The sequence below is a fragment of the Maritimimonas rapanae genome (assembly GCF_057837205.1).
The window spans coordinates 463,977-486,385 of record NZ_JBYQFI010000002.1 but is presented as its reverse complement, the minus strand read 5'-3'; the positions used below and the strand labels follow the sequence as shown (position 1 = coordinate 486,385).

Here is a 22,409-nt window from a genome sequence, read left to right as displayed (position 1 = left end):
TAGGCAATTTTTTTAAGTTGATTCAAATATAGGTTGAAGAATCTTTCGTTTTATCTAAAATAGACGTTTACACCTAATTTTCTAACAAATGGTCATTTTTTACCAATAAATGGCAGTTCTGCTTATTTTAATATTCTTTTGAATTAAAAGATTTTATACTTTTAGGGTAGTGAAGCAATTGAAATTCATACCGTTACACCTTCTATTTTTCTTAATAATTGGTATTCTAACAGCTTTTTATTTTAAACTTTCACTAAAGTTTGTTCTTATTTTATTAATAATTTCTTTGGTATTATTAATTATTGCTTTTTTTAATGGTAGAAATAAATTAAAGCCTTCATCTTTATTTACCCTTTCGAGTTCTATTTTGTTCTTTTTTATAGGAATGACTTCTTTTTATATTCATTCAGATAATTTTAAAAAAGATCACTATTTAGCTAGATCATCTTTAGAAGAAGAGTCTATTATTCTAAAAATATCAAAAGAGCTGAAATCAAGTCTTTTTCATGACAAATTTGAAGCTAATATTTTGCAAATTGACAGTATTAATAGCGCTGGAAAAGTTTTATTAAACATTCAAAAGGATACTTCTTTAATAAACTTAAAGGTAGATGATCGTATCTTAGTGAAAACCTTTTTAACAGGTGTTAATTCTCCTAAAAATCCATATCAATTTGATTATAAAACCTATTTAGAAAAACAAAATATTTACAAGCAAATAACTATAACAAATAAGACTTATTTATTACTCGATAAAAACCAAGCCACATTAAACGGATTAGCGTATAAGTTTAGAGAAAAAGTTAACATCGCTCTTGGCAAGTATAAATTCAAAAAAGAGGAACTAAGTATTATAAATGCTTTACTTCTAGGGCAGCGGCAAGAAATTTCAAAAGATATATTAGAAAATTATACTAAAGCTGGTGCCATTCATATTTTAGCAATTTCTGGGTTACATGTTGGTATTATACTTTGGTTATTGTCAGTAATTCTAAAACCTATAGAATCTTTTAAAAATGGCAAAACAATAAAGCTAATTTTAGCTGTATTACTATTATGGGTTTTTGCTTTTATTGCAGGAATGTCTGCATCAGTAATTAGGGCAGTAACAATGTTTACCGCAGTAGCGATTAGTTTATTGGGTAAAAAGCAATCTAATATATACAATAACCTTATTATTTCCATTTTTATTCTACTCCTTTTTAATCCTTTTTACCTATTTGATGTAGGGTTTCAACTGAGTTATTTAGCAGTATTCTTTATTGTGTGGTTGCAGCCATTACTATATAAATTATGGACTCCTGGCATGCAGTCTATTAACTATTTATGGAGAGTTTTTACAGTTTCTCTTGCGGCACAAATTGGAGTATTGCCTTTAAGCTTATATTATTTTCATCAGTTTCCTGGATTATTCTTTATAACTAATCTGGTCATAATTCCTTTTCTAGGTATCATTCTTGGCTTAGGTCTCTTAATAATTTTTCTAGCCATAACTAATCTTCTACCTCAATTTTTTGCAGATATTTATCAATCTGTTATTAGCCTAATGAATCAATTTATAGAATGGGTAGCATTGCAGGAAAACTTCTTATTTCAAAATATTACTTTTTCAGTATTTATGCTTCTTACTTCTTATCTATTAATTATTTTCTGTTTTAGGTGGTTGGAGAAAAAAAGTAGTTTAAGGTTAAGATACGCATTACTAAGCCTATTATTGTTACAATCTGTTTTTATCTATGAAAAATGGAGTACTTCTTCTAAAAACGAATTGATCATCTTTAATAAAAGTAGAGCTTCACTAATCGGAAACAAGACGGGGAGTCATTTAAAATTATTCTATAATGCAGATAGCTTGAATATTGAAGGTAATACCATAAAATCTTATCTAACTAATGCTCACATAAATCAATTCGAAATGGTTGATTCACTTAATAAACCTTTATTATTTAAAAAGAATATTTTTCTAATTGATAGTTTGGGCCTATATCAATTAAAAAATACTCGATCACAAACAGTTCTTCTAACACAATCTCCAAAAATTAATTTAGAACGATTAATCGAAACTATTCATCCTAAAAAAATCATAGTAGATAATTCTAACTATAAAAGTTATGTTAGTAGTTGGGAAAAAACATCAATTAAATATAATATTCCGTTCTATTACACTAATAAATCTGGAGCCTACATCATAAACAATTAAACCCTTAAACTCTTAGTATTTTAGCTATATTTGTGCGATTAAAAAAGAAAAAAGCTCATGAAGATTATCGTTCCAATGGCGGGTATCGGCTCGCGATTACGGCCACATACATTAACTATACCTAAACCATTAACATTAATTGCCGGCAAACCTATAGTGCAGCGCTTGGTTGAAGACATTGTAAAAGTCGTAGACCAAAGTGTTGAAGAGATTGCTTTTGTTATTGGCCCTACTTTTCCAAAAGACACCGAAGAAAAACTATTGGCAATCGCAAAAAATTTAGATGCCAAAGGTGTAGTGACAGTTCAAGAAACGGCTCTTGGTACAGCTCATGCTATACAATGTGCAAAAGAGTCACTAGATGGCCCTTGCGTAGTTGCATTTGCCGACACTTTATTCAAAGCAGATTTTACTTTAGATGCTTCAAAAGATGGTGCTATTTGGGTAAAACAAGTAGAGAACCCAAGTGCCTATGGAGTTATAAAATTAAGCGACGGAATTATTACTGATTTTGTTGAAAAACCAGACACTTTTATATCCGATCTTGCCATAATTGGTATTTACTATTTTAAAAATGGTGAAGTATTAAGAGATGAAATTCAATATTTACTTGACAATGACATAAAGGAAAAAGGTGAGTATCAATTAACAAATGCCTTAGAGAACATGAAGCAAAAAGGTGCAAAATTTGTTCCTGGTAAAGTAGATGAATGGATGGATTGCGGCAATAAAGAAATTACTGTTGAAACCAATGGTAGAATCTTACAGTTTGCACAACAAGATGGGCAAAATCTTGTATCTGATTCTGTTGTTTTAGATAATTCTGAAATTATTCAACCTTGTTACATTGGCGAAAATGTAAAACTTATAAATGCTAAAATTGGTCCAAATGTATCGCTTGGCACAAATAGTGCTGTAGAGAACTCAACAATTAAAAATTCGTTAATACAAACAAATACAACTGTTAAAAATGCTACATTAGACAATGCGATGATAGGTAACAACGTTGAGTTTAATGGAGAATTTACATCAATTAGTATTGGTGATTATTCTAAGTTGATTTAAAACTTATTAATGGCTAGGGCTTTTACATATTTTCTTTTTTTGTTTTTTGTAATAAATTGCAGGGTTTCTTTTGCTCAAGAAGAGGTTTTAGACAGTATTGCTGCCAAAAAAAATATGGAAGAGCTTAGAGAAGAACAAAAAAAATTGAATTTTCAGAAGTTCTTTTTTGATGCCCTACAGCAAAAAGCCATTGGTAATTACGATAAAGCCATTGCTGCTTTAGAGAATTGTCAGAACATCCGCAAAGATGATGTTGCCGTGATCTTTGAGTTTTCTAAAAATTATTTTGAACAAGAAAAGTTTTTTGAGGCCATTACTTATGCAAACCAGGCATTAGAAAAGCAACAGGATGATATTTTCATTTTACAACACCTTAAGAACATTTTTGTAAAGCAAAAAAACTATAAAGATGCACTCGATATTCAATTAAAAATTGTCAGTCAAAAACCTCAAGATCAAGCTGATTTAATTATTCTCTACATCAGAAATAATAGAATAGAAGATGCTAGACAATTGTTAATAGATCTAGAAAAACAAGGATTTTTATCAGAAAGTTTAGCACCTTTTAAAGAATCTCTTTTTCCAAAAGGAAATATAAATAATCAAGAGCCCAAGCAATTAGAAAAACAATCTTTAACAGAATTAAAAGTAACTTATGCTAATAAGAAGACATTTTCTGTTTTAAAAGAAATATTGACTCAAGAATTAAACACAAGTCAATTTATAGATCTAGAAAAAGATAGTAAAGAGGGTTTAGGGTTATTTCCTGCACAACCCTTTGTCTATTTAATGCATGCTAAAGCTCTAAATAAATTAAAAAAATACGACCAAGCCATCCCTTTTTTAAAAAATGGTCTAGATTATGTTATAGATAATACAAATGTAGAAGCTGACTTTTACGAAGAGTTAAGTTTAAGTTATAAAGGGCTTCGTAAAAATGTAGATGCTAGTAAGTACTATAATCTAGCCTTAGAAAAACGTCAAAAAAAGTCGTAATTATGTGTAGAAAGTTTGGTTTATTTATTTTCTTATTAATAATTGTCTCATCATGCAAAACTACTTCTGTGGCTACAGGTAATACAGCGCGAGCACTTTCTGCCAATAAGATTATCAAAAATCATTACAATAATAGTTTTGATAAAGAGACACTTACGGCTAAAATAAAAGTTAAATACAAAGGGAAAACAAATCTGCCTAGTGTTACTGCTTCGCTGCGTATTAAAAAAGATGAAGCAATTTGGATTAGTCTTTCTAAGTTAGGTTTCCCTGTAGGGAAGGCTTTAATCACACAAAATAAAGTGAGTTATTACGAAAAAATTAATAAGACTTATTTTGAAGGAGATTTTAAATTATTAAGTCATTGGTTGGGTACAGAATTAGATTATGAAAAAGTTCAGAATTTACTTTTTGGCCAAGCAATTTTAAACTTAAAGGATGCTAAGCATAATGTTGACCTTCTAGATAATAGTTATGAGTTGACTCCTAAAAAATCTAATGAATTATTTAATATTATTTATTTGATAAATGGGCAAAATTTTAAAGTTAATAAACAAGAAGTTCATCAAATAGGTGAAGAAAAAACCTTAACTGTCGATTATCAAAATTATGAAGAAATCGAGGGTGAGTTTTTCCCTAAAGAGTTATTAATAACAGCTAAAGATCATAGATACATAACGACAATTGATCTTGATTACCGATCGATTGCTTTTAATAAAATTGTAAGTTTTCCTTTTACTATTCCTAACGGATATAAAGAAATTGAGCTAAAATGACCTTGTTATCACAAAAAAGAAATAGTTTTGTGTTCATGAAGTTTCGTTTTATTCTCTTCATGAGTTTCTTTTTTGTGTTTGCTTTTTCTGCAACCGCACAGACTAAATGGCAATTAGAACAAAAAAGAAAACAACTACGTAAAGAAATTAAAGAAGCCCAATCTTTATTGTTTAAATCTAAGCAAGAAGAAGAAGCTCTATTATCTGAGCTGAATGATATTAATAAGGTGATTAATGTTCGTTCAGAGTTAATTAGTACCATACAACAAGAGGAAAATAAGCTTGCTAAAGAAATTGAAACCAATCAATCTGAAATTTCTGGCCTAGAAAAATCTTTAACAAAACTAAAGAAAGAATATGCACAGATGATTGTGCAGTCGTATAAAAGTAAAACCAAGCAAAGTAGGCTGATGTTCTTACTATCTTCAGAAAGCTTTGCTCAAGCCTATAAAAGGTTGCAGTATTTAAAACAGATCAGTTCTTATCGAAAATTACAAGGGGAAGAAATTAAACACAAACAGGTTGAGTTGGCTGCTCTTACTGATTCTTTAATTTTAAGACAAGATGAAAAAGTATTGTTGATCGCCTTACACAGTAGAGAGCAAGACAGTATTAAAAAGGAAAAAAACTCACAGGTTCAACTTGTTAAAAAAGTAAAAGATAAAGAGCAAAAATATACGGCTCAAATAAAAAGTAAACAGCGTCAAGAGGCCAGAATCGATAAACAAATTCAACGATTAATTAGGGAGGCTATTGCTAAATCTAATAAAAAGAAGAATAAAAAATCTTCTTCTTTTACCATGTCTCCAGAAGAAAAATTAGTCGCTTCTAATTTTGTTGCCAATAAAGGTAAGTTGCCTTGGCCTATCGAAAGATATGTAGTTGTTAGAAGGTATGGTAAACAAAAACATCCTACCATGCCTGGCATTACAATCCAAAGTCATGGTATTCATTTAGCGACCGAAGAACAGGCTCAGGCACGTTCAATTTTTAAAGGTAAAGTACTAGCCATTCAGCTACAGCCAGGTCGTAAAAAAATGGTGTTAATCCAACATGGTAATTACATTTCAGTCTATAAAAACTTAAAAACAGTTACTGTAAAGTCAGGACAATCTGTTAATACTAAACAAAAAATAGGTACTATTCACACTGATGCCATTACTGGTAAAACTATTTTAGAATTTAGTTTGTTTAAAAACACATTAGTTCAAAATCCTGAAACTTGGATTACTAACGGCAATAATATAGTTGCTTTAGCTGGTAAATAAAGCTCTTAGTTCATTAGCTTCACTAGGCTTCATCCTTCCTGAAAGTACTAAACTCAGTTGTTTTCTACGTAAAGCCCCGTCATAACGTTCTTTTTCAAGGTCTGTTTCAGGTTTGATCTCTGGTACTTTTACAGGTGTACCTGTTCTATCTACAGCAACAAAAGTATAAATTGCCTCATTAGCTTTTGTTTTTTCACCACTTTCTCGATCTTCTATCCAAACGTCAGCATACACTTCCATAGACGATCTAAAAGCGCGAGATACTTTAGCTTCTATCATCAAAACACTACCAACAGGTACGGCCTTATTAAAAGCCACATGATTAACCGAAGCAGTGACCACTATTCTACTTGAATGACGTCTTGCAGCTATACTACATGCTCTATCCATTCTTGCTAATAATTCACCTCCAAAAAGGTTATTTAAAGGATTCGTTTCTCCTGGCAATACCAAATCTGTTACCATGGTTAAAGATTCTTTTGGAGTTTTAGCTTTCATAAACTGAATTTATTTTCGCTTTCGCGGGGAAAAAGTATGTTAGAATTTTTGGCAAAGATAGCCAATTCACTATCTAGAAATAAACAAAAAGTAGTGAAAAATTAAAGGTCTTGAACTAATAACCAAGCATCATTATCAATGGTGTGCCTTACCGTTACTAGGCTTTGCAATGCTTCGTTTCTAGAATCATAACTGTCAAAAGAAACTTGTGTTAACCCCCATTGATTAACGCCTAAAATTCGAGCATTCTCAAATCCTTGTGCTTTTAATTGTCTAACCTTTTTATCTGCATTATCAGGAAAACGAAAAGCGCCAGCAACCACATGGTAAGGATAAGTAGTTCTAGTAGCATTTAATAAAATAGATGGTAATTCATCAGAGACAATAAAAGTTGCTTCTTGAATTTTTCCTTCTATTTCTTTTTGCTGCTCTTTAGCAACTGCTATTTGCTGGTTATTCTTATAATTCTTGTAAAGTGCATTTCCTCCAAACCCTAAAATAGACAACCCTAAAAGAAAAATAGCAGCATATTTTAAATAGTTTGGAGACTCTTTTGCTTGCTCGGTAATTAAGATCGGAGCTTTTTCTTCAATCTTTTCTACCTGCTCTTTATAAACTTCACGTTTAATTTCTGGAGAAACTACTGAACTCAATCCAAATGATTCTGTTAAATAATTTGTATTCTTTTGAGGTTCAAAAATAATTGCGTTGTCTTTTAAACTAAGCTTGCCTATCTTATCTAAAACCAAATCTGTATCTCTTAATTCTTCTCTCCATTGTTTCACCTCGAACTTAATGAAGTTCATAGCGCATTTAAATGGCATTTTATCTACAGATGCAATATAATTTGCCAATAAACCATCATTATTTTTTAAATGGTTATTAAATGTGATTTGTTTGTGAGGAGGATAAAATGTGTTCGAATAAGAACTAATTCCTGCCGATTTGGTATTTGTGACAAACCCGCCAAAATCTGGTATTATAACGCATTCGTAGCGGTAGAGGAGGTCACTAATATATTCGGCTAGTTTCATTGAAAAACAAAAGTAAAAAAAAATGCAGGTGAGTCAATGGTATGAGTTAATTTTTATTAACAAAACTTTGTATCTTGAAAATCAAAAAATTCGCTTGAAAACAAGTACAAACTACTTTTTAATGGCGCTTTCGCGGATTGATGGCATTGGAGATGTAATTGCTAAGAAACTAATAATGCATTGTGGTAGCCCAGAAAGTGTATTTAAAGAAAAAAAGCAATCGTTGCTTAAGATTCCCGGAATTGGAAATTCTATTATAAAAGGGTTAAATGATAAATCAATTTTTGAAAGAACTGAAGCTGAGCTAAACTTTATAGAGAAAAATAACATTGATGTTATATCATTTTACGACAAAAATTATCCTGCGCGTTTAAAGCATTGCTATGATGCTCCTCTTATCTTATTTCAACAAGGTAAAGTTAATTTTGATCAACAGAATATTATTAGCATTGTTGGTACTCGTCAAATCACTAACTATGGTCGAGACTTTATCAAAAAGCTAGTAGAAGATCTAAAAGAGTACAATCCAATTATTGTTAGTGGCTTAGCCTATGGAGTAGATATTTTTGCGCATCAACAGGCAATAAAAAACAATTTACAAACCATTGCTGTTTTAGCTCATGGTTTAGATCGAGTATATCCTACAATTCATAAAAAGGATGCTCAAAAAATGCAAGAAAATGGTGGTCTATTAACTGATTTTTGGTCGGATTCAAAACCAGATAGAGAAAATTTTGTGAAACGAAATCGTATCGTTGCTGGTTTATCACAGGCCACAATAGTGATTGAATCTGCCGAAAAAGGAGGTTCTTTAATTACTGCAGATATTGCAAATTCTTACAATCGAGATGTGTTTGCGGTACCTGGTAGAGTAACAGATGCTTATAGTGCAGGCTGCAATAACTTAATTAAAACAAATAGAGCATCTGTTTTAGCATCAGCAAAAGATATTGCCTATATTTTAAATTGGAAAAAGGTTGAAGATTCTCAACAAAAAATACTTCAAAAGAAATTATTTATTGACCTAAAAGATGAAGAAAAACAAATCTATAATTATCTACTAAAGGAAGGTAAACAGCAATTAGATATTATTGCTTTACATTGTAATTATCCTATTCATAAAACAGCATCTTTGCTGCTAAAACTTGAACTAAAATCTGTTGTGAGGCCTTTACCAGGAAAATATTTTGAAGCTATATAACTTCTTTTTCTACAAAGTAATTTACAATTGCTTCTTTCATCATTATACTTTGTTCACCAGGTTTTAAAAAAGGAAGTTCTTCTTTTACTTTGTAATGTGGCCAACCGTCTTTATCAAAAAAGTCAAATTCATAATATCCAAGTGGTTCGAGTAATCTACAAATAGCGATATGCATTAGATTTACCTTTTCGTCTTTTTTAAATTTACGATACCCTTGCCCTAATTCTTGAACACCAATCATGTAAATAATACCATCAATATCTAAGTCTTCTCCGTCAGAAAACTTATCTGATAAAATTGTTTTTAATTCTTCCCAACATTCTTTTAATGCTTCGTCTCTTGCCATCTTCAAAGTTTCTTATCGACAAAGTTAGTTTTTCCTAACAAATTAATTTCAGAATTCGATTACCTTTGTGTCAATAAATTTAAATAGAGCATGTACGGTAGTATTAAAGAACACTTACAAAATGAAATACAAAGCATTAAAGATGCTGGTCTATATAAATCTGAACGAATTATTACTTCACCTCAAGAAGCGGTAATAAAAATATCGACAGGTGAAGAAGTAATTAATTTTTGTGCCAATAATTATTTAGGTTTATCAAATCATCCTCAGGTTATTCAAGCAGCAAAAGATACCATGGATACACATGGATTCGGGATGTCTTCTGTCCGTTTTATATGTGGTACACAAGACATTCATAAAGAACTAGAACAAAAAATAGCCGATTTCTATGGTTTTGAAGATACTATTCTTTATGCTGCAGCCTTCGATGCCAATGGTGGTGTTTTTGAACCTTTACTTACAAAAGAAGATGCCATTATTTCTGATTCATTGAATCATGCTTCTATTATAGACGGTGTGCGTTTGTGTAAAGCTGCACGTTATCGTTATGAAAATAATAATATGGAAGAACTTGAAGCTCGACTAAAAGAAGCAAATGAAGCTGGTGCCCGTTTCAAGATAATTGTAACAGATGGTGTATTTTCTATGGATGGTATCGTTGCCGATCTTGATAAGATTTGTGATCTAGCAGACAAGTATGATGCCATGGTGATGGTAGACGAATGTCATGCGGCTGGGTTTATCGGTAAAACCGGAAGAGGAACACTCGAATTAAAAGATGTATTAAAACGTGTAGATATTGTTACCGGAACTTTAGGAAAAGCACTAGGTGGTGCTATGGGAGGTTATACTACAGCTAAAAAAGAAATTATAGAAATTTTACGCCAGCGTTCACGTCCATATTTATTTTCAAACTCATTGGCTCCTGCTATTGTTGGAGCTTCGATAAAAGTATTTGATTTACTCGCAAATGATACTTCCTTACGTGATAAACTAGAAAGGAATACCAATTATTTCCGTAAAGGAATGGAAGAAGCTGGTTTTGATCTTGTTGGTGCAGATGCTGCCATTGTACCGGTAATGTTGTATGATGCCAAGCTATCTCAAACTATGGCAAATGAATTACTAAAAGAAGGTATTTATGTTATAGGTTTCTTTTTCCCGGTAGTACCAAGAGAAAAAGCCAGAATTAGAGTTCAGTTATCTGCTGCACACGAAAAAGAACACTTAGATAAAGCGATTGCAGCGTTTACTAAAGTGGGTAAAGCATTAAATGTAATTTAGGATGAGTATTATAAGAATCACCAAACATTTTGATTTTGAAACTGCACATGCTTTGTATGGTTATGATGGTAAATGTAAAAATGTGCATGGTCATAGTTATCAATTATATGTTACTGTAATTGGTTCGCCAATTAATGATGCTGAACATGTAAAAAACGGAATGGTACTCGATTTTGGTGATCTTAAAAAAATTGTAAAATCGCAAATAGTAGATGTTTTTGATCATGCAACTATTCTAAATAAAAATTCACCACATGCTGAATTAGCTGAAAAAATTAAAGAACATTCTCCAAAGGTAATCTTAGTAGATTATCAACCAACTAGCGAAAATATGATCGCTGATTTCGCGTCTATTATTCAGCAACATTTACCGCAAAGTGTTAAATTGCATTCGTTGAAATTGTATGAAACGCAAAATTCGTATGCCGAGTGGTTTGCTTCTGATCAACATTTAGACGAATATCAAAAAGCCTTAAACGTCTTTAATAAAGGATGACCATAAATCTACCTGCTAACAAAAAAGTTTATATCGCTTCAGACCAACATTTGGGCATTCCGAACCATAAAGACAGTTTGGTACGCGAAAAGAAATTTGTGGCTTGGTTAGACGATGTCAAGCAGGATGCTCATAGCATTTTTTTATTGGGTGATCTTTTTGATTTTTGGTTCGAATATAAAACTGTTGTTCCAAAAGGGTTTGTCCGTGTATTAGGAAAGCTTGCAGAACTAAAGGATAATGGTATTGATATTCATTTTTTTGTAGGAAATCACGATCTCTGGATGCGAGACTATTTTGAAACAGAATTGAATATTCCAGCATATCATGAACCTAAAGAATTTGTTATAAATGATAAAATATTCCTTATCGGACATGGTGATGGATTAGGTCCAGGAGATAAAGGATATAAACGTATGAAAAAGGTGTTTACAAATCCATTGTCTAAATGGTTATATCGCTGGATGCACCCAGATTGGGGAATTAAACTAGGCGTTTATCTTTCTACTAAAAATAAATTGATTTCGGGTGATGAAGATGCTAAATTTTTAGGTGAAGAAAACGAATGGCTAGTACAATACTGTAAGAAAAAATTAGAAACTAAGCACTTTGATTATTTTTTGTTTGGACATCGACATTTACCTATGACGATTCAGCTTAATGAAAAATCTACTTATATAAATACTGGTGATTGGATATCTCATTTTACCTATGCTGTTTTTAACGGAAAAACTACTGAACTAAAAAATGCCTAAAACCAAAACCTCTTTTTTTTGCCAGAATTGCGGTACACAATACGCAAAGTGGGTAGGTAAGTGTACTGCCTGTAATGAATGGAATACCATCGTTGAAGGGGTTATTCAAAAAGAAGAAAAAAGAGCTTGGAAGCAAAGTTCATCCGCTAAGAAAATTTCTAAACCAGTTAAAATTGATGAGGTTTCTATCACTAAAGAAGATAGAATCTATACTCAAAATAATGAGTTAAATCGTGTTTTAGGTGGCGGTTTGGTAAAAGGCTCAGTAACGCTTTTAGGTGGTGAACCTGGTATCGGTAAATCAACATTATTGCTGCAAGTTGCACTAACAATTACAAAGAAAGTATTGTATGTATCTGGTGAAGAAAGTCAATCACAAATTAAAATGCGTGCTGATCGATTGAATAATAGAAATTCAAATTGCCTCGTTTTAACTGAAACCAAGACACAAAATATTTTTAAATCCATTGAGAAAGAGCGGCCAGAAGTTGTAGTAATAGATTCTATTCAAACATTACATACCGACTACATCGAAGCTTCGCCAGGTAGTATTTCACAAATACGAGAAACTACAGCAGAATTGATAAAGTTTGCAAAAGAAACTGATACACCTATTGTTTTAATTGGTCATATTACCAAAGAAGGTACAATTGCTGGTCCTAAAATTTTAGAACATATGGTAGATGTGGTGTTGCAATTTGAAGGAGATAGAAACCATACCTATAGAATTCTTAGAGCTCAAAAAAATCGTTTTGGGTCTACCGCTGAGCTTGGTATTTATGAAATGCAAAGTACTGGTTTACGTGAGGTAGAGAACCCATCGGAAATATTAATTTCAGAAAAAGATGAATCACTTAGTGGTGTTGCCATTGGAGCAACCTTAGAAGGGATGCGTCCTTTAATGATAGAGGTACAAGCTTTGGTAAGTACTGCAGTATATGGAACACCTCAACGATCAGCTACTGGTTATAATATCAAACGTTTACACATGGTATTAGCTGTGTTAGAAAAACGTGCTGGTTTTAGATTGGGCGCTAAAGATGTATTCTTAAATATTGCCGGTGGTATAAAAGTAGATGATCCGGCAATAGACCTAGCAGTTATTGCTGCTATCCTATCTTCTAATGAAGACGTTGCCATACCTCAGTATATATGTTTTGCTGCTGAGGTTGGCCTTGCTGGTGAAATTAGGCCCATAAACAGGATTGATCAGCGTATTTTAGAAGCTGAAAAACTGGGTTTTTCAACCATTATTGTATCTAAATTCAATAAAATAGCCAAAACCAACTATAAGATTAAGGTGATTTTGGCTTCTAAAGTTGAAGAAGTATTTCAGCAGTTATTTTAAGCTCTTTTTGCTTTTTTTCTGGTCTTTTCTACTTTCTCTTTTAGTTTTTCTATTTTTTCTAACCATTCCGTTTCTTCATTTGGTGAAAGCTCACCTTTTTCTTTCAACTTCTTATACTTCTTCTCTGCTTTTCTCAATTTCTTTTGAGCATCCTCATGCCTGTCTATAGCCTTCTCTTTCTGTTTGAGTTCTTTTTCTTTTTTCTTTTTCTTTTTTTCGGATTTTTTCTCCTTTTTATCTTCCTTGCGTTCTTGCTTTTCTACTTTTTTTTGTTCTTTGTATTCTTTTGCTTTTACTGCCTTCTCCTTTTCTTCTCTTTCTTGTTCTATCCGTTCGTTTTCATTATCTGATTCTTTTATTGAGGGCGTTTTGTCTTCAGCATCTTTTACAATAATTGTTTGTTCTTTTTCTTCTTGAACAACATTAAGATTCTCATTATTTGCAGCTTGTACTTTTGCTTCCCAATAACCTTCTGGTAATTTATATCTATCTCGTTTACGTCTATTTTTATATTGAGGTTTTAGTTTTCCTTTGTCGTTATATAGTTCTCTCGCAATCATATAAATAGTGTCTCGCTCACCAGCGGTAAGGCTATTGTATACATTATATCCTAAATGAAATATCTTGCTATTAACAATTGTATAATAATTATCTTTATAATGTACTCTTTGAGCAAATGAGTTGAGTATAACAAACAAAAGAAAAAATGTAGCTGCTAGTTTTAAAGTTTTCATAGACATTAATTTTTTATAGTAGCGAAGTTAAATTATTTTATTGTGAAAGTCAATTTATAAGTTATGTCGCTAATTTTAAAAAAATGCTCGTTAAATGACTTGGAAGTATTAATAAGCATTTCAAGGATAACTTTTATTGATACCTTTAAAAAAGATAATAACCCTGATGATTTTAAAGAGTATATGGAAGTTGCTTTTAGTGAAGATGTCATAAAAAGTCAGCTGAACAACCCTAACTCATTCTTCTACTTTATTTATAACGATGATGATTTGCTGGGCTATGTTAAATTGAATGAGGAAGAAGCTCAAAATGAACAATTTGAATCTGCTTCAATAGAACTAGAGCGGATTTATATTTTGCAGAAGTTTCAAGGAAAAAACTATGGCGCAAAAGCATTACTTAAGATTTTAGAAATTGCCAAAAAAAGAAAAGTTAATTTTCTCTGGTTAGGTGTTTGGGAACACAATCATGCTGCCATTAGATTTTATGAACGGCATCGTTTTAAAAAGTTTGGTGAACATCCTTATATGCTCGGTAATGATGAGCAAACAGACTGGCTTATGAAATATGATTTTTCTTAATCTTCTTTTATTGGGTCTGTGCCCCAACCATCGTAAATACCGTAAAAGAGTGTTGAAATCTTAGCAAGTTCTTCTGTTAATTTCGAAATTGATGTGGGGTTAATAGAGTCTTTGCGAGATATTTTAACTTGGTATTTGTAATCTCGCGTTTTTAAGATTTTTACAGAATCAATTGCAAAGTCAAGTGGTTTTATCTTGGCAATAAATCTTGCTCTACGCCTTTCATTTCTAAAGTTTATCCAATGGTCAACTTTTCTTGGTTTAGAAAGATTATCTCCTTCAAGCACAAGCTGATTTAAAAAATCGTGATTCATAAAAAAACCATCCGACAAGTCTTTCGGAATCAATTCATCTTTATAATACTGCCATTTTTTATCATACTTTAACAATAAATAATTCTTAGAAAAAGCATAATTATAGTCTAAATACTTCTGTATAGTAGATCGTACATTTGTAGTGTCTTTTACATAATAAACATCAAAACCCGAACATTGGTAAGTTAAAACACCAACAAGTCTACTCTTTGTTAAATCATTTAACTTTACTGAGATCGTGTCTGAAAGCATGTAGAATTTAGATAATCCAAACTCGTCGGGGTATCCATTTTTTAAACAGTTTCTGGTACTAGTACCTACAACCAATAAGTTTTTATAGTTTGGTTTGCCCATAAAGCTGTAGTACAAGTTGACAGACTTTGTCATTGGGCCTTTCTCTTTTTGGTCGATATATGTAACCCAATCTTCGTTAGAGTTTTGACCAAATGCAGTAAAAGCTAAAAAAGTAAATAGTAAAAAAAGTGAATTCGTTTTCATCAACGATCAATCTACAAAAATTATGCCTTAACTATTTTTGTTTTATTAAATATATATAGACTGGGAAATGATCGCTGTAGCCACCTTGATAATTATTAAAGCTATAGCTTCTATAAGGATATCCTTTATAACGCCCTTTTGCATTTGTTAAATAGCGTTTATTATAAATTCCTGCTTTATAAAAACGATAAGAATCATATTCTTTTTCGAGCATTGGCTGTGTAAATATTATTTGGTCAAATAAATTTAAACCATCTCTATATGCAAGCGTGTTCATACCTCTTCGATGCATATCTGCCATAGGGTTATAAAGCCCTACATCTTTTTGAACCTTAGCCTTTTTTGCCTTAGCTTCTATAATTTCTTTAATACTTTTATCAATTGGATCATCGTTTAAATCACCCATAGTTATAATCTTTGCTTTCGGGTCAATTTGTTGTAATGAGTCTATAATTTTTTTATTTAAAGTAGCCGCAGCAATTCTTTTATGCTGACTTCTAGCTTGGCCTCCACTTCTTGATGGCCAATGGTTAACAATAACATGAATTAACTCTCCGTCTAATAAACCAGATACTAATAACTGATCTCTCGTATAATCTCTTTTATTATTATCATTATTCGTTATATAAAGCGTATGCGAAGATTGACTTATTGGTTTAAAATATCTCTTTTGGTATAGTAAAGCAACGTCAATTCCTCTTTCGTCTGGCGAGTCATAATGTATAATACCATAATGCTTCTTTTTCATGTGTTCAGATGCTACTAAATCTTCTAAAACATCTCTATTTTCAACTTCACAAACCCCAATTAATGCCGGACTTGTCTTCGTATCTTCACTCCCAATTTCGGTTAGTACTCTGCTAAGTTTCGAGATCTTATCCCAATAAATTTTTGATGTATATCTGTCTTTTCCTGTTGGTGTTCTATCATCATCAAACTTTCTCGGGTCATTAATCGTGTCAAACAGGTTCTCAACATTATAAAACGCTACTGTTCTAATGTTGTATTGTTTTCCTTTCTCTTGGCAAAATCCTAAAAAAGTGAATAAAAAAACAATAGAAAAAAGTGTAATTCGCATGTGTAAAATAATTTGAACAAAAGTAAAACAATTTTTAAGCCAAAACTGATTCGTTTACTTAAATTCTCTATTAAAAAGTGAAGAAAAATTGTACTTTTGCTTCCGCCGATAGCAAAAGCTATGCGTGCCTAATTAATTCAAATAATCTATGAAAAAAACTGTATTAATGCTGTTATTAAGTGTTTTTTTCTTTGCAGGAACCTTAGCGCAATCGCTCAGTTCTGTTAAAGGAAAAGTTGTCGATTCTGAGTCACAACAACCACTCACAAATGTAACAGTTACTGTAAACGGTACTTCATTATCTGCTCTAACAGATGCGGATGGAAATTTCGTTTTAACAAATGTCCCAATTGGGGATCAAGTGGTAGAAGTTAGCCTTGATGGCTATGAAACTCAGAGTTTTCCTATTAAAGTTGAAGATGGTAAAGAAATTAATTTAGAAATGATTTTTTTATTCGTTGATATTTCAACAATAGAAGAAGATAGTGGATTGATCTCATTAACGGAAGATGATCTTAATGATGATGATGGTAGAGCAGAAAATACTGCTGGTCTTCTACAAGCATCTAGAGATGTTTTTCAAAACAGAGCTGCTTTCGATTTTGGCCAAGCCTTTTTTAGAATTAGAGGATACGATTCGCAAAATGCATTGGTGTTAATGAATGGTGTTTCTATGAATAAGTTATTTAATGGAAGGCCACAGTGGAACAACTGGGGCGGGTTAAATGATGTTACTAGAAATCAAGAATTAACAACCGGTTTAACGCCTTCTAATTACAGCTTTGGAGATCTTTTAGGAACAACAAATATCACTACTAGAGCTTCCAAATATCGTCCTGGTCTAAGAATTTCGGGTTCATACTCTAACCGAACATATTCTGGTAGAGGTATGGTAACTTATAGTTCTGGTTTGCAAAAAAATGGTCTGGCTTATACAATTTCTGCATCAAGAAGATGGGGAAATGAAGGTTTCATAGATGGTACTATCTATGATGCATTTGGCTTTTTTGGCGCATTAGAATACAAACTAAATGATAACCATAGTTTAAATGCAACGGCTATGTATGCGCCTAATAGAAGGGGTGGTATTTCTGCAATTACTGAGCGTGTTTTTAATCAATTGGGTAGAGAATACAATCCATATTGGGGCGAGCAAGATGGTAAAATAAGAAACTCAAGAATTAGAGAGATTGAAGAGCCTATTTTTATGCTAAGCCATTTTTACGAAAATGAAAAAACGACTTTAACAACGAGTGTTGCTTATCAGTTTGGTAAACAAGGAAGAAGTAGAATTGACAATGCAAATGCTCCAAATCCAAATCCAAATTACTGGAGATATTTACCTACAATTGCTGAAAATCCTCAAGTGGATTGGAATAGTTTTTATGCCGCCAACTTAAATACATCAAACGTTCTTAACGGTGGTGCTGCAAGATATATGCTTTATGAGGACAGGTCTGATGATGACTTACTAACTATAACCTCTGTATTAAACCAAAAATTAAATGATAATTTAACTTTAGATGTTGGGGCAACTTATAAAAATTTAACTTCAGAAAATTTTGGAAACCCATTAGATTTATTAGGTGCTCAATATTATGCTGATGTAAATGCTTTTAGTTCTTTAGGTGGCGAACCATTAAGAAACGATGCCCTTGGAGAAATAAATAAAGGAATAGGAGATCGAGTTAAGTATAATTATGATATTAATTCTTCACAACTAAACTCATTTGCACAGTTACAATTTAATTACGATAAGGCAGATTTCTTTATAAGCGGATCTTATACAAGTACCTCTCATCAAAGAGAAGGTCTTTTTCTTAATGAAACTTTTGAAGACAATTCTTTAGGGAAAAGTGAAAAGTTAACATTCAACGATTTTGGTGTTAAAGGTGGTGTAACCTATAAAATAACAGGACGCCATCTATTAATGTTAAATGGAGGTTATATGACAAAAGCTCCTTCTATTCGCAATTCTTTTGTAAACTCAAGAGAAAATAATCTTACCGTTGCAGGTTTAGAGAGTGAAAAAATTACTTCTGCAGAGGCTAGTTATATTTTAAGAACTTCTAATTTAAAAGCACGTTTAACAGGTTATGTAACTGATTTTAAAGAGGGGACAGAAATTAATTTCTTTTTTGCAGATTTTGGCGGCGATGGTGCTGATAGTGAACAAGACTTTTTACAAGAAGTTGTTACTAATGTAGATAAAAGACACATTGGCGGCGAGTTTGGTTTAGAATATCAAATTACACCCACTATAAAGGCTTCAGCTGTAGCTGCCATTGGGCAACATAATTATACAGATAATGCCAATGTTGGTATTAATTTTGACACCGCAGGAGATAATCAAACTTCAATTAATGAAGTTGGTTTTAGAGATCTAGGTGAAGCAACCATTAAAGATTATAAAGTAGCAAATGGTCCACAAAGAGCTTATTCTTTAGGGTTAGAGTATAGAGACCCTAAATTTTGGTGGATTAGCGCGACAGGAAATTACTTATCGAACGCTTATGTAGATTTCTCTTTAATCAATAAAACTGAGCGCTTTTTTCAAGATAGTGATGGGCATCCTTTACCAAATATTGATTTAGACCTTGCACGTCAATTATTAAAGCAACAAGAGTTTGATGGTTATTATCTGGTAAACCTTACCGGAGGGAAATCTTGGCGTGTAAAAGGTACTTATATAAGTGCTTTTGTAAGTGTAAATAATCTATTTGATAAAACGTATAGAACTGGAGGTTATGAACAATCTCGTTCTGCAAACTACAATGAGCTTGTGACTGATACAGAAAATGGAGAAAACCAAAGAGATTTTGGCCCAAAACATTGGTATGGTTTCGGCAGAACCTATTTTATAAACTTCGCTGTTAGCTTTTAATTAAAACATAATAAAAAATATATAATGAAAACAATGTATAAATTCAAATATCTAATCTTAGCTTTTTTAGCTATCGGTATTTTAAACTCTTGTGTTGATGATGATGATTTCGAAATCCCAGCTGTAGTATGTGATGCGGCTGATCTTACGGTTACTAAAACTGTTCAAGATATTTTTGATGCTTCTTCTGGTGATGCTACGCAGTATCTTGCAGATGACGTAATTGAGGCCTATGTAACTTCTAGTGATCAAGGTGGTAACTTTTTCAAAACTATTTCTTTTCAAACATTAGATGGTTCTTTAGGTTTTAGTGTTCCTGTAGATCAAACCGACTTATATACGATCTACAATCCAGGTAGAAAAGTATATGTTAGGCTAAAAGATCAATATACAATTATAGATTTTGACGCTCTTGAGATAGGTGCATTATTCGAAGATACTGTCGGTAGAATTTCTGTAAATAATTTTTCTGATGTTTTAATAAAATCTTGTGACGAGGTTGCTGAAGATGAATTAGTAAATAAGATTTCTATTAGTGACGTTTCCGATGCATATTTAAACACATTGGTAGAGTTTACTAGTGTGCAATTTGAAGAGTCTGCCAGAGGAAAAACCTTATATGATACTAATAATGTTTTAGGCGGTGCAACGAACTGGAATATTCAAGATGTATCTGGTGAATCTTTAGTATTTAGAACAAGTTCTTTTGCTGACTTTGCTAATGTTGCTGTGCCTGATGGAAACGGAACAATCCGTGGTGTATTAACCAAATTTGCAAGTACTTATCAATTATTAGCTAGAACTGTAGAAGACTTAACATTAGATGGTGAGAGAAAGCGCATTGGTTTTGCAGAAAATATTACAGGCACAAAAGTTTCAATTGCTGATGTAAGAGCTAAATATACAGGTTCTGATACAGTTGTTGCTGAAGATGAATATTTTGAAGGGGTTATTACCATGTCTGGTATAGACGAGGATAATATGTCTAATAGAAATGCTTTTATTCAAGATGAAACTGGGGGGATTGCTTTACGTCTTTCAGCTCCTTCAACCTTATTAAGAGGTTATCAGGTAAAAGTAAGTGTAAAAGACGTGCTATTAAGTGAATTTAATGGTCTATTACAGGCAAACGTAACTCAAAATCAACAAGTAGAGTTTGTTGCAGAAGGTGCTACATTGCCAGATGCTAAAACGGTGACTATACCTGAATTAATGACTGGTGATTTTGAATCTCAAATTGTTCAAATAGAAGCAGTTCAATTCGAAAATGAAAACGGCACTTATAGTGGCGGTCAAAACATTACTGATTGTACAAACATAGTATCAATATTTACAAGTAGTAATGCTTCATTTGCAGATACCAACTATCCTAATGGAAATGGAACTATTGTTGGTATAGCATCAGAATTTAATTCTCCTCAGTTAATCCTAAGAGACACTAATGATACTTCTGGATTAACTGGAGATCGTTGCGCTCCTCCTTCGACAGAGACAATAGGCTTGTTCTTCTCTGAATATGCTGAAGGAAGTAGTAATAACAAATATTTAGAAATTTATAATGGTACTGGTGCTGTTGTAAACTTAGATGAATATGCGTATCCTAATGTTTCAAATGCACCAACTACTCCAGGGCAATATGAATTCTGGAATAATTTTGCCTCAGGTGCAACCATTGCTCCTGGAGAAGTCTATATTATAGCACACGGAAGTGCAGATCCTGCTATTTTAGCTGAAGCTGATGAAACTTTTAATTTCTTGAGCAATGGAGATGATGGTTTTGCTTTAGTTAAAGGAACAGAAGCTAGTTTTGAAATTATAGATTGGTTAGGTGATTGGAATGGCGACCCTGGTTCTGGTTGGGAAGTAGCTGGTGTAGCAAATGGAACTCAAAACCATACGTTGGTTAGAAAAGCTTCGATAACGCTTGGTAATTCTGATTGGGATGTTTCTAGAGGAACAAATGCTGATAATTCTCAATGGGAAGTAAAAGATCAGGATGATTGGACAAGCTTAGGTTCTAGATAAAATCAATGAAATAATTAAGCAATTAAAAACCTCAAGAATTTCTTGAGGTTTTTTTATTACTCTAAAGTTATATATACTGGAAAGTGGTCGCTATAACCGCCTTGATGCCACTTACCAATATAAGTTCTAAAAGGGCTACCCTTGCGCTTACCCTTCCAAGATTTTAAGAAATGTTTATCAAAAATATCAGCTCTTCTATAAGTAAGTCTGTTGTCCTCTTCGAAAAAATTTCGGCTAAATATAATCTGATCAAATAAATGCCATTCTTTATCATGCGTGGCTGTGCCTCTACCTCTATCAAATATAGATTCAAAAGGGTTGTATAAGTCGTCAGTAACCAAATGTTGTTTTACACTAGGGCTGGTTGGGTTATCATTAAAATCACCCATTACAATAATTTTTGCATCTTTAGTTTCTGCTCTAATCCCTTCTATTATTTGATGTATTTTTTCAGCGGCTTTAACACGTTTGTATTTTGTTTCTTCTGTGCCTTTTCTTCTAGATGGCCAATGATTTACAAGAATATAAACTAACTCTCCTTTTATTTTGCCTTTTACAAATAATATATCTCTTGTAAAATCCCTTTCACCCTCATCGTTAAATATTAATAAAGGAAAGGCCTGAGAGTCTAACAACTCAAAATGTTCTTTTTGATATAGCAGACCAACTTCTATACCCCTTTCATCTGAAGAATCATAATGAACAATACCGTAATTATAATCTCTTAAGCTCTTTGTACTGATCATATCATTTACCACTTGGTAATTTTCAACTTCTGCTATTCCAACAATTATAGGCGCATTATTGGTTTCTTTTAATCCTATCTGTGAAATTGCTGATCCTAATTTTTTTAGCTTTTGGTTGTATCTCTTTTCATTCCATTTCTGTCTTCCTTTTGGCGTAAAATCTCTATCTAAAGTATCAGGGTCATCTATTATGTCAAATAAGTTTTCAAGATTATAAAAAGCAATTGTGTAGAGATTCTTTGAGGCGTTATCCAAAATTATGATTTAAGCTCCGAAAAGTA

The 22,409-nt window shown here is 32.3% G+C and carries 20 protein-coding genes; 13 read left to right on the top strand and 7 right to left on the bottom strand.

Annotated features, from left to right (window positions below):
* The first annotated feature begins 169 nt into the window (after nucleotides 1-169).
* From AC3IF2_RS12280 to AC3IF2_RS12260, 5 genes are read left to right on the top strand one after another with little or no spacing between them, the layout of a single operon-like run.
* Nucleotides 170-2,200 carry a ComEC/Rec2 family competence protein gene (locus AC3IF2_RS12280; protein WP_489167695.1) on the top strand — a complete coding sequence of 677 codons (2,031 nt, stop codon included), beginning with the start codon at nucleotides 170-172 and terminating at the stop codon, nucleotides 2,198-2,200.
* A 57-nt stretch (nucleotides 2,201-2,257) separates the two neighbouring features.
* Nucleotides 2,258-3,265 carry a sugar nucleotidyltransferase gene (locus AC3IF2_RS12275; RefSeq protein ID WP_489167693.1) on the top strand — a complete coding sequence of 336 codons (1,008 nt, stop codon included), beginning with the start codon at nucleotides 2,258-2,260 and terminating at the stop codon, nucleotides 3,263-3,265.
* Nucleotides 3,266-3,274: 9 nt separating this feature from the next.
* A complete protein-coding gene (locus tag AC3IF2_RS12270; protein WP_489167691.1) occupies nucleotides 3,275-4,261 on the top strand; it encodes a hypothetical protein in 987 nt (328 codons plus the stop codon).
* A 2-nt stretch (nucleotides 4,262-4,263) separates the two neighbouring features.
* Nucleotides 4,264-5,037 (top strand): lipoprotein insertase outer membrane protein LolB1, encoded by a 774-nt coding sequence (gene lolB1 / locus AC3IF2_RS12265; protein ID WP_489167689.1) that lies wholly within the window; start codon nucleotides 4,264-4,266, stop codon nucleotides 5,035-5,037.
* Nucleotides 5,038-5,096: 59 nt separating this feature from the next.
* Nucleotides 5,097-6,305, top strand: coding sequence for a murein hydrolase activator EnvC family protein (locus AC3IF2_RS12260; protein WP_489167687.1), 1,209 nt, complete (start codon nucleotides 5,097-5,099; stop codon nucleotides 6,303-6,305).
* Here AC3IF2_RS12260 and AC3IF2_RS12255 read toward each other — a convergent pair.
* Both AC3IF2_RS12255 and AC3IF2_RS12250 read right to left on the bottom strand, forming a co-directional pair.
* The gene (locus tag AC3IF2_RS12255) at nucleotides 6,291-6,803 is read right to left on the bottom strand and encodes an acyl-CoA thioesterase (protein ID WP_489167685.1); all 513 of its coding nucleotides are present in this window, start codon (nucleotides 6,801-6,803) and stop codon (nucleotides 6,291-6,293) included. The genes AC3IF2_RS12260 and AC3IF2_RS12255 overlap by 15 nt on opposite strands.
* A 101-nt stretch (nucleotides 6,804-6,904) precedes the next feature.
* The gene (locus AC3IF2_RS12250) at nucleotides 6,905-7,837 is read right to left on the bottom strand and encodes an HU domain-containing protein (RefSeq protein WP_489167683.1); all 933 of its coding nucleotides are present in this window, start codon (nucleotides 7,835-7,837) and stop codon (nucleotides 6,905-6,907) included.
* 121 nt (nucleotides 7,838-7,958) lie between these two features.
* On the opposite strand from AC3IF2_RS12250, the gene dprA reads away from it, so the two are divergent.
* Nucleotides 7,959-9,038: a DNA-processing protein DprA gene (dprA, locus tag AC3IF2_RS12245; RefSeq protein WP_489167681.1), complete on the top strand. Its 1,080-nt coding sequence runs from the start codon at nucleotides 7,959-7,961 to the stop codon at nucleotides 9,036-9,038.
* Here the strand turns inward: dprA and AC3IF2_RS12240 are convergent.
* Nucleotides 9,031-9,384 carry a hypothetical protein gene (locus AC3IF2_RS12240; RefSeq protein WP_489167679.1) on the bottom strand — a complete coding sequence of 118 codons (354 nt, stop codon included), beginning with the start codon at nucleotides 9,382-9,384 and terminating at the stop codon, nucleotides 9,031-9,033. The genes dprA and AC3IF2_RS12240 overlap by 8 nt on opposite strands.
* Before the next feature lie 90 nt (nucleotides 9,385-9,474).
* Between AC3IF2_RS12240 and kbl the strand changes: the two genes are divergently transcribed.
* Genes kbl through radA form a run of 4 tightly spaced genes read left to right on the top strand, consistent with a single transcriptional unit; the run spans nucleotide 9,475 to nucleotide 13,267 of the window.
* Nucleotides 9,475-10,668 (top strand): glycine C-acetyltransferase, encoded by a 1,194-nt coding sequence (gene kbl / locus AC3IF2_RS12235; RefSeq protein ID WP_489167677.1) that lies wholly within the window; start codon nucleotides 9,475-9,477, stop codon nucleotides 10,666-10,668.
* A 1-nt stretch (nucleotide 10,669) separates the two neighbouring features.
* The gene (locus AC3IF2_RS12230) at nucleotides 10,670-11,164 is read left to right on the top strand and encodes a 6-pyruvoyl trahydropterin synthase family protein (RefSeq protein WP_489167675.1); all 495 of its coding nucleotides are present in this window, start codon (nucleotides 10,670-10,672) and stop codon (nucleotides 11,162-11,164) included.
* Nucleotides 11,161-11,919 carry a UDP-2,3-diacylglucosamine diphosphatase gene (locus AC3IF2_RS12225; RefSeq protein ID WP_489167673.1) on the top strand — a complete coding sequence of 253 codons (759 nt, stop codon included), beginning with the start codon at nucleotides 11,161-11,163 and terminating at the stop codon, nucleotides 11,917-11,919. The genes AC3IF2_RS12230 and AC3IF2_RS12225 overlap by 4 nt, the downstream gene beginning before the upstream one ends.
* Nucleotides 11,912-13,267, top strand: coding sequence for a DNA repair protein RadA (gene radA / locus AC3IF2_RS12220; RefSeq protein WP_489167671.1), 1,356 nt, complete (start codon nucleotides 11,912-11,914; stop codon nucleotides 13,265-13,267). The genes AC3IF2_RS12225 and radA overlap by 8 nt, the downstream gene beginning before the upstream one ends.
* Here the strand turns inward: radA and AC3IF2_RS12215 are convergent.
* Entirely contained in the window at nucleotides 13,264-14,001 is a 738-nt protein-coding gene (locus AC3IF2_RS12215; protein ID WP_489167670.1) for a hypothetical protein, read from the bottom strand. The two genes, radA and AC3IF2_RS12215, sit on opposite strands and share 4 nt — an antisense overlap.
* Nucleotides 14,002-14,064: 63 nt before the next feature.
* Here AC3IF2_RS12215 and AC3IF2_RS12210 point away from each other — a divergent pair, with 63 nt between their 5' ends.
* Nucleotides 14,065-14,583, top strand: coding sequence for a GNAT family N-acetyltransferase (locus tag AC3IF2_RS12210; protein ID WP_489167668.1), 519 nt, complete (start codon nucleotides 14,065-14,067; stop codon nucleotides 14,581-14,583).
* Here AC3IF2_RS12210 and AC3IF2_RS12205 read toward each other — a convergent pair.
* Both AC3IF2_RS12205 and AC3IF2_RS12200 read right to left on the bottom strand, forming a co-directional pair.
* Complete coding sequence (locus AC3IF2_RS12205; RefSeq protein WP_489167667.1) at nucleotides 14,580-15,395, bottom strand: DUF695 domain-containing protein; 816 nt, start codon at nucleotides 15,393-15,395, stop codon at nucleotides 14,580-14,582. The two genes, AC3IF2_RS12210 and AC3IF2_RS12205, sit on opposite strands and share 4 nt — an antisense overlap.
* A 31-nt stretch (nucleotides 15,396-15,426) precedes the next feature.
* Complete coding sequence (locus AC3IF2_RS12200; protein WP_489167666.1) at nucleotides 15,427-16,473, bottom strand: endonuclease/exonuclease/phosphatase family protein; 1,047 nt, start codon at nucleotides 16,471-16,473, stop codon at nucleotides 15,427-15,429.
* Nucleotides 16,474-16,621: 148 nt separating this feature from the next.
* Here AC3IF2_RS12200 and AC3IF2_RS12195 point away from each other — a divergent pair, with 148 nt between their 5' ends.
* On the top strand, nucleotides 16,622-19,357 hold the full coding sequence (locus tag AC3IF2_RS12195; protein ID WP_489167664.1) for a carboxypeptidase-like regulatory domain-containing protein: 2,736 nt from the start codon (nucleotides 16,622-16,624) through the stop codon (nucleotides 19,355-19,357).
* A gap of 24 nt (nucleotides 19,358-19,381) precedes the next feature.
* The gene (locus AC3IF2_RS12190) at nucleotides 19,382-21,382 is read left to right on the top strand and encodes a DUF5689 domain-containing protein (protein WP_489167662.1); all 2,001 of its coding nucleotides are present in this window, start codon (nucleotides 19,382-19,384) and stop codon (nucleotides 21,380-21,382) included.
* Nucleotides 21,383-21,438: 56 nt separating this feature from the next.
* Here AC3IF2_RS12190 and AC3IF2_RS12185 read toward each other — a convergent pair whose 3' ends face one another.
* Nucleotides 21,439-22,383 (bottom strand): endonuclease/exonuclease/phosphatase family protein, encoded by a 945-nt coding sequence (locus tag AC3IF2_RS12185; RefSeq protein WP_489167660.1) that lies wholly within the window; start codon nucleotides 22,381-22,383, stop codon nucleotides 21,439-21,441.
* Between the last annotated feature and the right edge of the window lie 26 nt (nucleotides 22,384-22,409).

Bases quoted from the DNA above. Each gene is read 5' to 3' on its own strand.
- AC3IF2_RS12195 (WP_489167664.1), top strand. From the start codon at position 16,622: ATGAAAAAAACTGTATTAATGCTGTTATTAAGTGTTTTTTTCTTTGCA.
- radA (WP_489167671.1), top strand. From the start codon at position 11,912: ATGCCTAAAACCAAAACCTCTTTTTTTTGCCAGAATTGCGGTACACAA.
- AC3IF2_RS12255 (WP_489167685.1), bottom strand. From the start codon at position 6,803: ATGAAAGCTAAAACTCCAAAAGAATCTTTAACCATGGTAACAGATTTG.
- AC3IF2_RS12240 (WP_489167679.1), bottom strand. From the start codon at position 9,384: ATGGCAAGAGACGAAGCATTAAAAGAATGTTGGGAAGAATTAAAAACA.
- AC3IF2_RS12190 (WP_489167662.1), top strand. From the start codon at position 19,382: ATGAAAACAATGTATAAATTCAAATATCTAATCTTAGCTTTTTTAGCT.
- AC3IF2_RS12200 (WP_489167666.1), bottom strand. From the start codon at position 16,473: ATGCGAATTACACTTTTTTCTATTGTTTTTTTATTCACTTTTTTAGGA.
- AC3IF2_RS12270 (WP_489167691.1), top strand. From the start codon at position 3,275: ATGGCTAGGGCTTTTACATATTTTCTTTTTTTGTTTTTTGTAATAAAT.
- AC3IF2_RS12210 (WP_489167668.1), top strand. From the start codon at position 14,065: ATGTCGCTAATTTTAAAAAAATGCTCGTTAAATGACTTGGAAGTATTA.
- AC3IF2_RS12260 (WP_489167687.1), top strand. From the start codon at position 5,097: ATGAGTTTCTTTTTTGTGTTTGCTTTTTCTGCAACCGCACAGACTAAA.
- AC3IF2_RS12205 (WP_489167667.1), bottom strand. From the start codon at position 15,395: ATGAAAACGAATTCACTTTTTTTACTATTTACTTTTTTAGCTTTTACT.
- AC3IF2_RS12250 (WP_489167683.1), bottom strand. From the start codon at position 7,837: ATGAAACTAGCCGAATATATTAGTGACCTCCTCTACCGCTACGAATGC.
- AC3IF2_RS12230 (WP_489167675.1), top strand. From the start codon at position 10,670: ATGAGTATTATAAGAATCACCAAACATTTTGATTTTGAAACTGCACAT.
- dprA (WP_489167681.1), top strand. From the start codon at position 7,959: ATGGCGCTTTCGCGGATTGATGGCATTGGAGATGTAATTGCTAAGAAA.
- AC3IF2_RS12225 (WP_489167673.1), top strand. From the start codon at position 11,161: ATGACCATAAATCTACCTGCTAACAAAAAAGTTTATATCGCTTCAGAC.
- lolB1 (WP_489167689.1), top strand. From the start codon at position 4,264: ATGTGTAGAAAGTTTGGTTTATTTATTTTCTTATTAATAATTGTCTCA.
- kbl (WP_489167677.1), top strand. From the start codon at position 9,475: ATGTACGGTAGTATTAAAGAACACTTACAAAATGAAATACAAAGCATT.
- AC3IF2_RS12215 (WP_489167670.1), bottom strand. From the start codon at position 14,001: ATGAAAACTTTAAAACTAGCAGCTACATTTTTTCTTTTGTTTGTTATA.
- AC3IF2_RS12275 (WP_489167693.1), top strand. From the start codon at position 2,258: ATGAAGATTATCGTTCCAATGGCGGGTATCGGCTCGCGATTACGGCCA.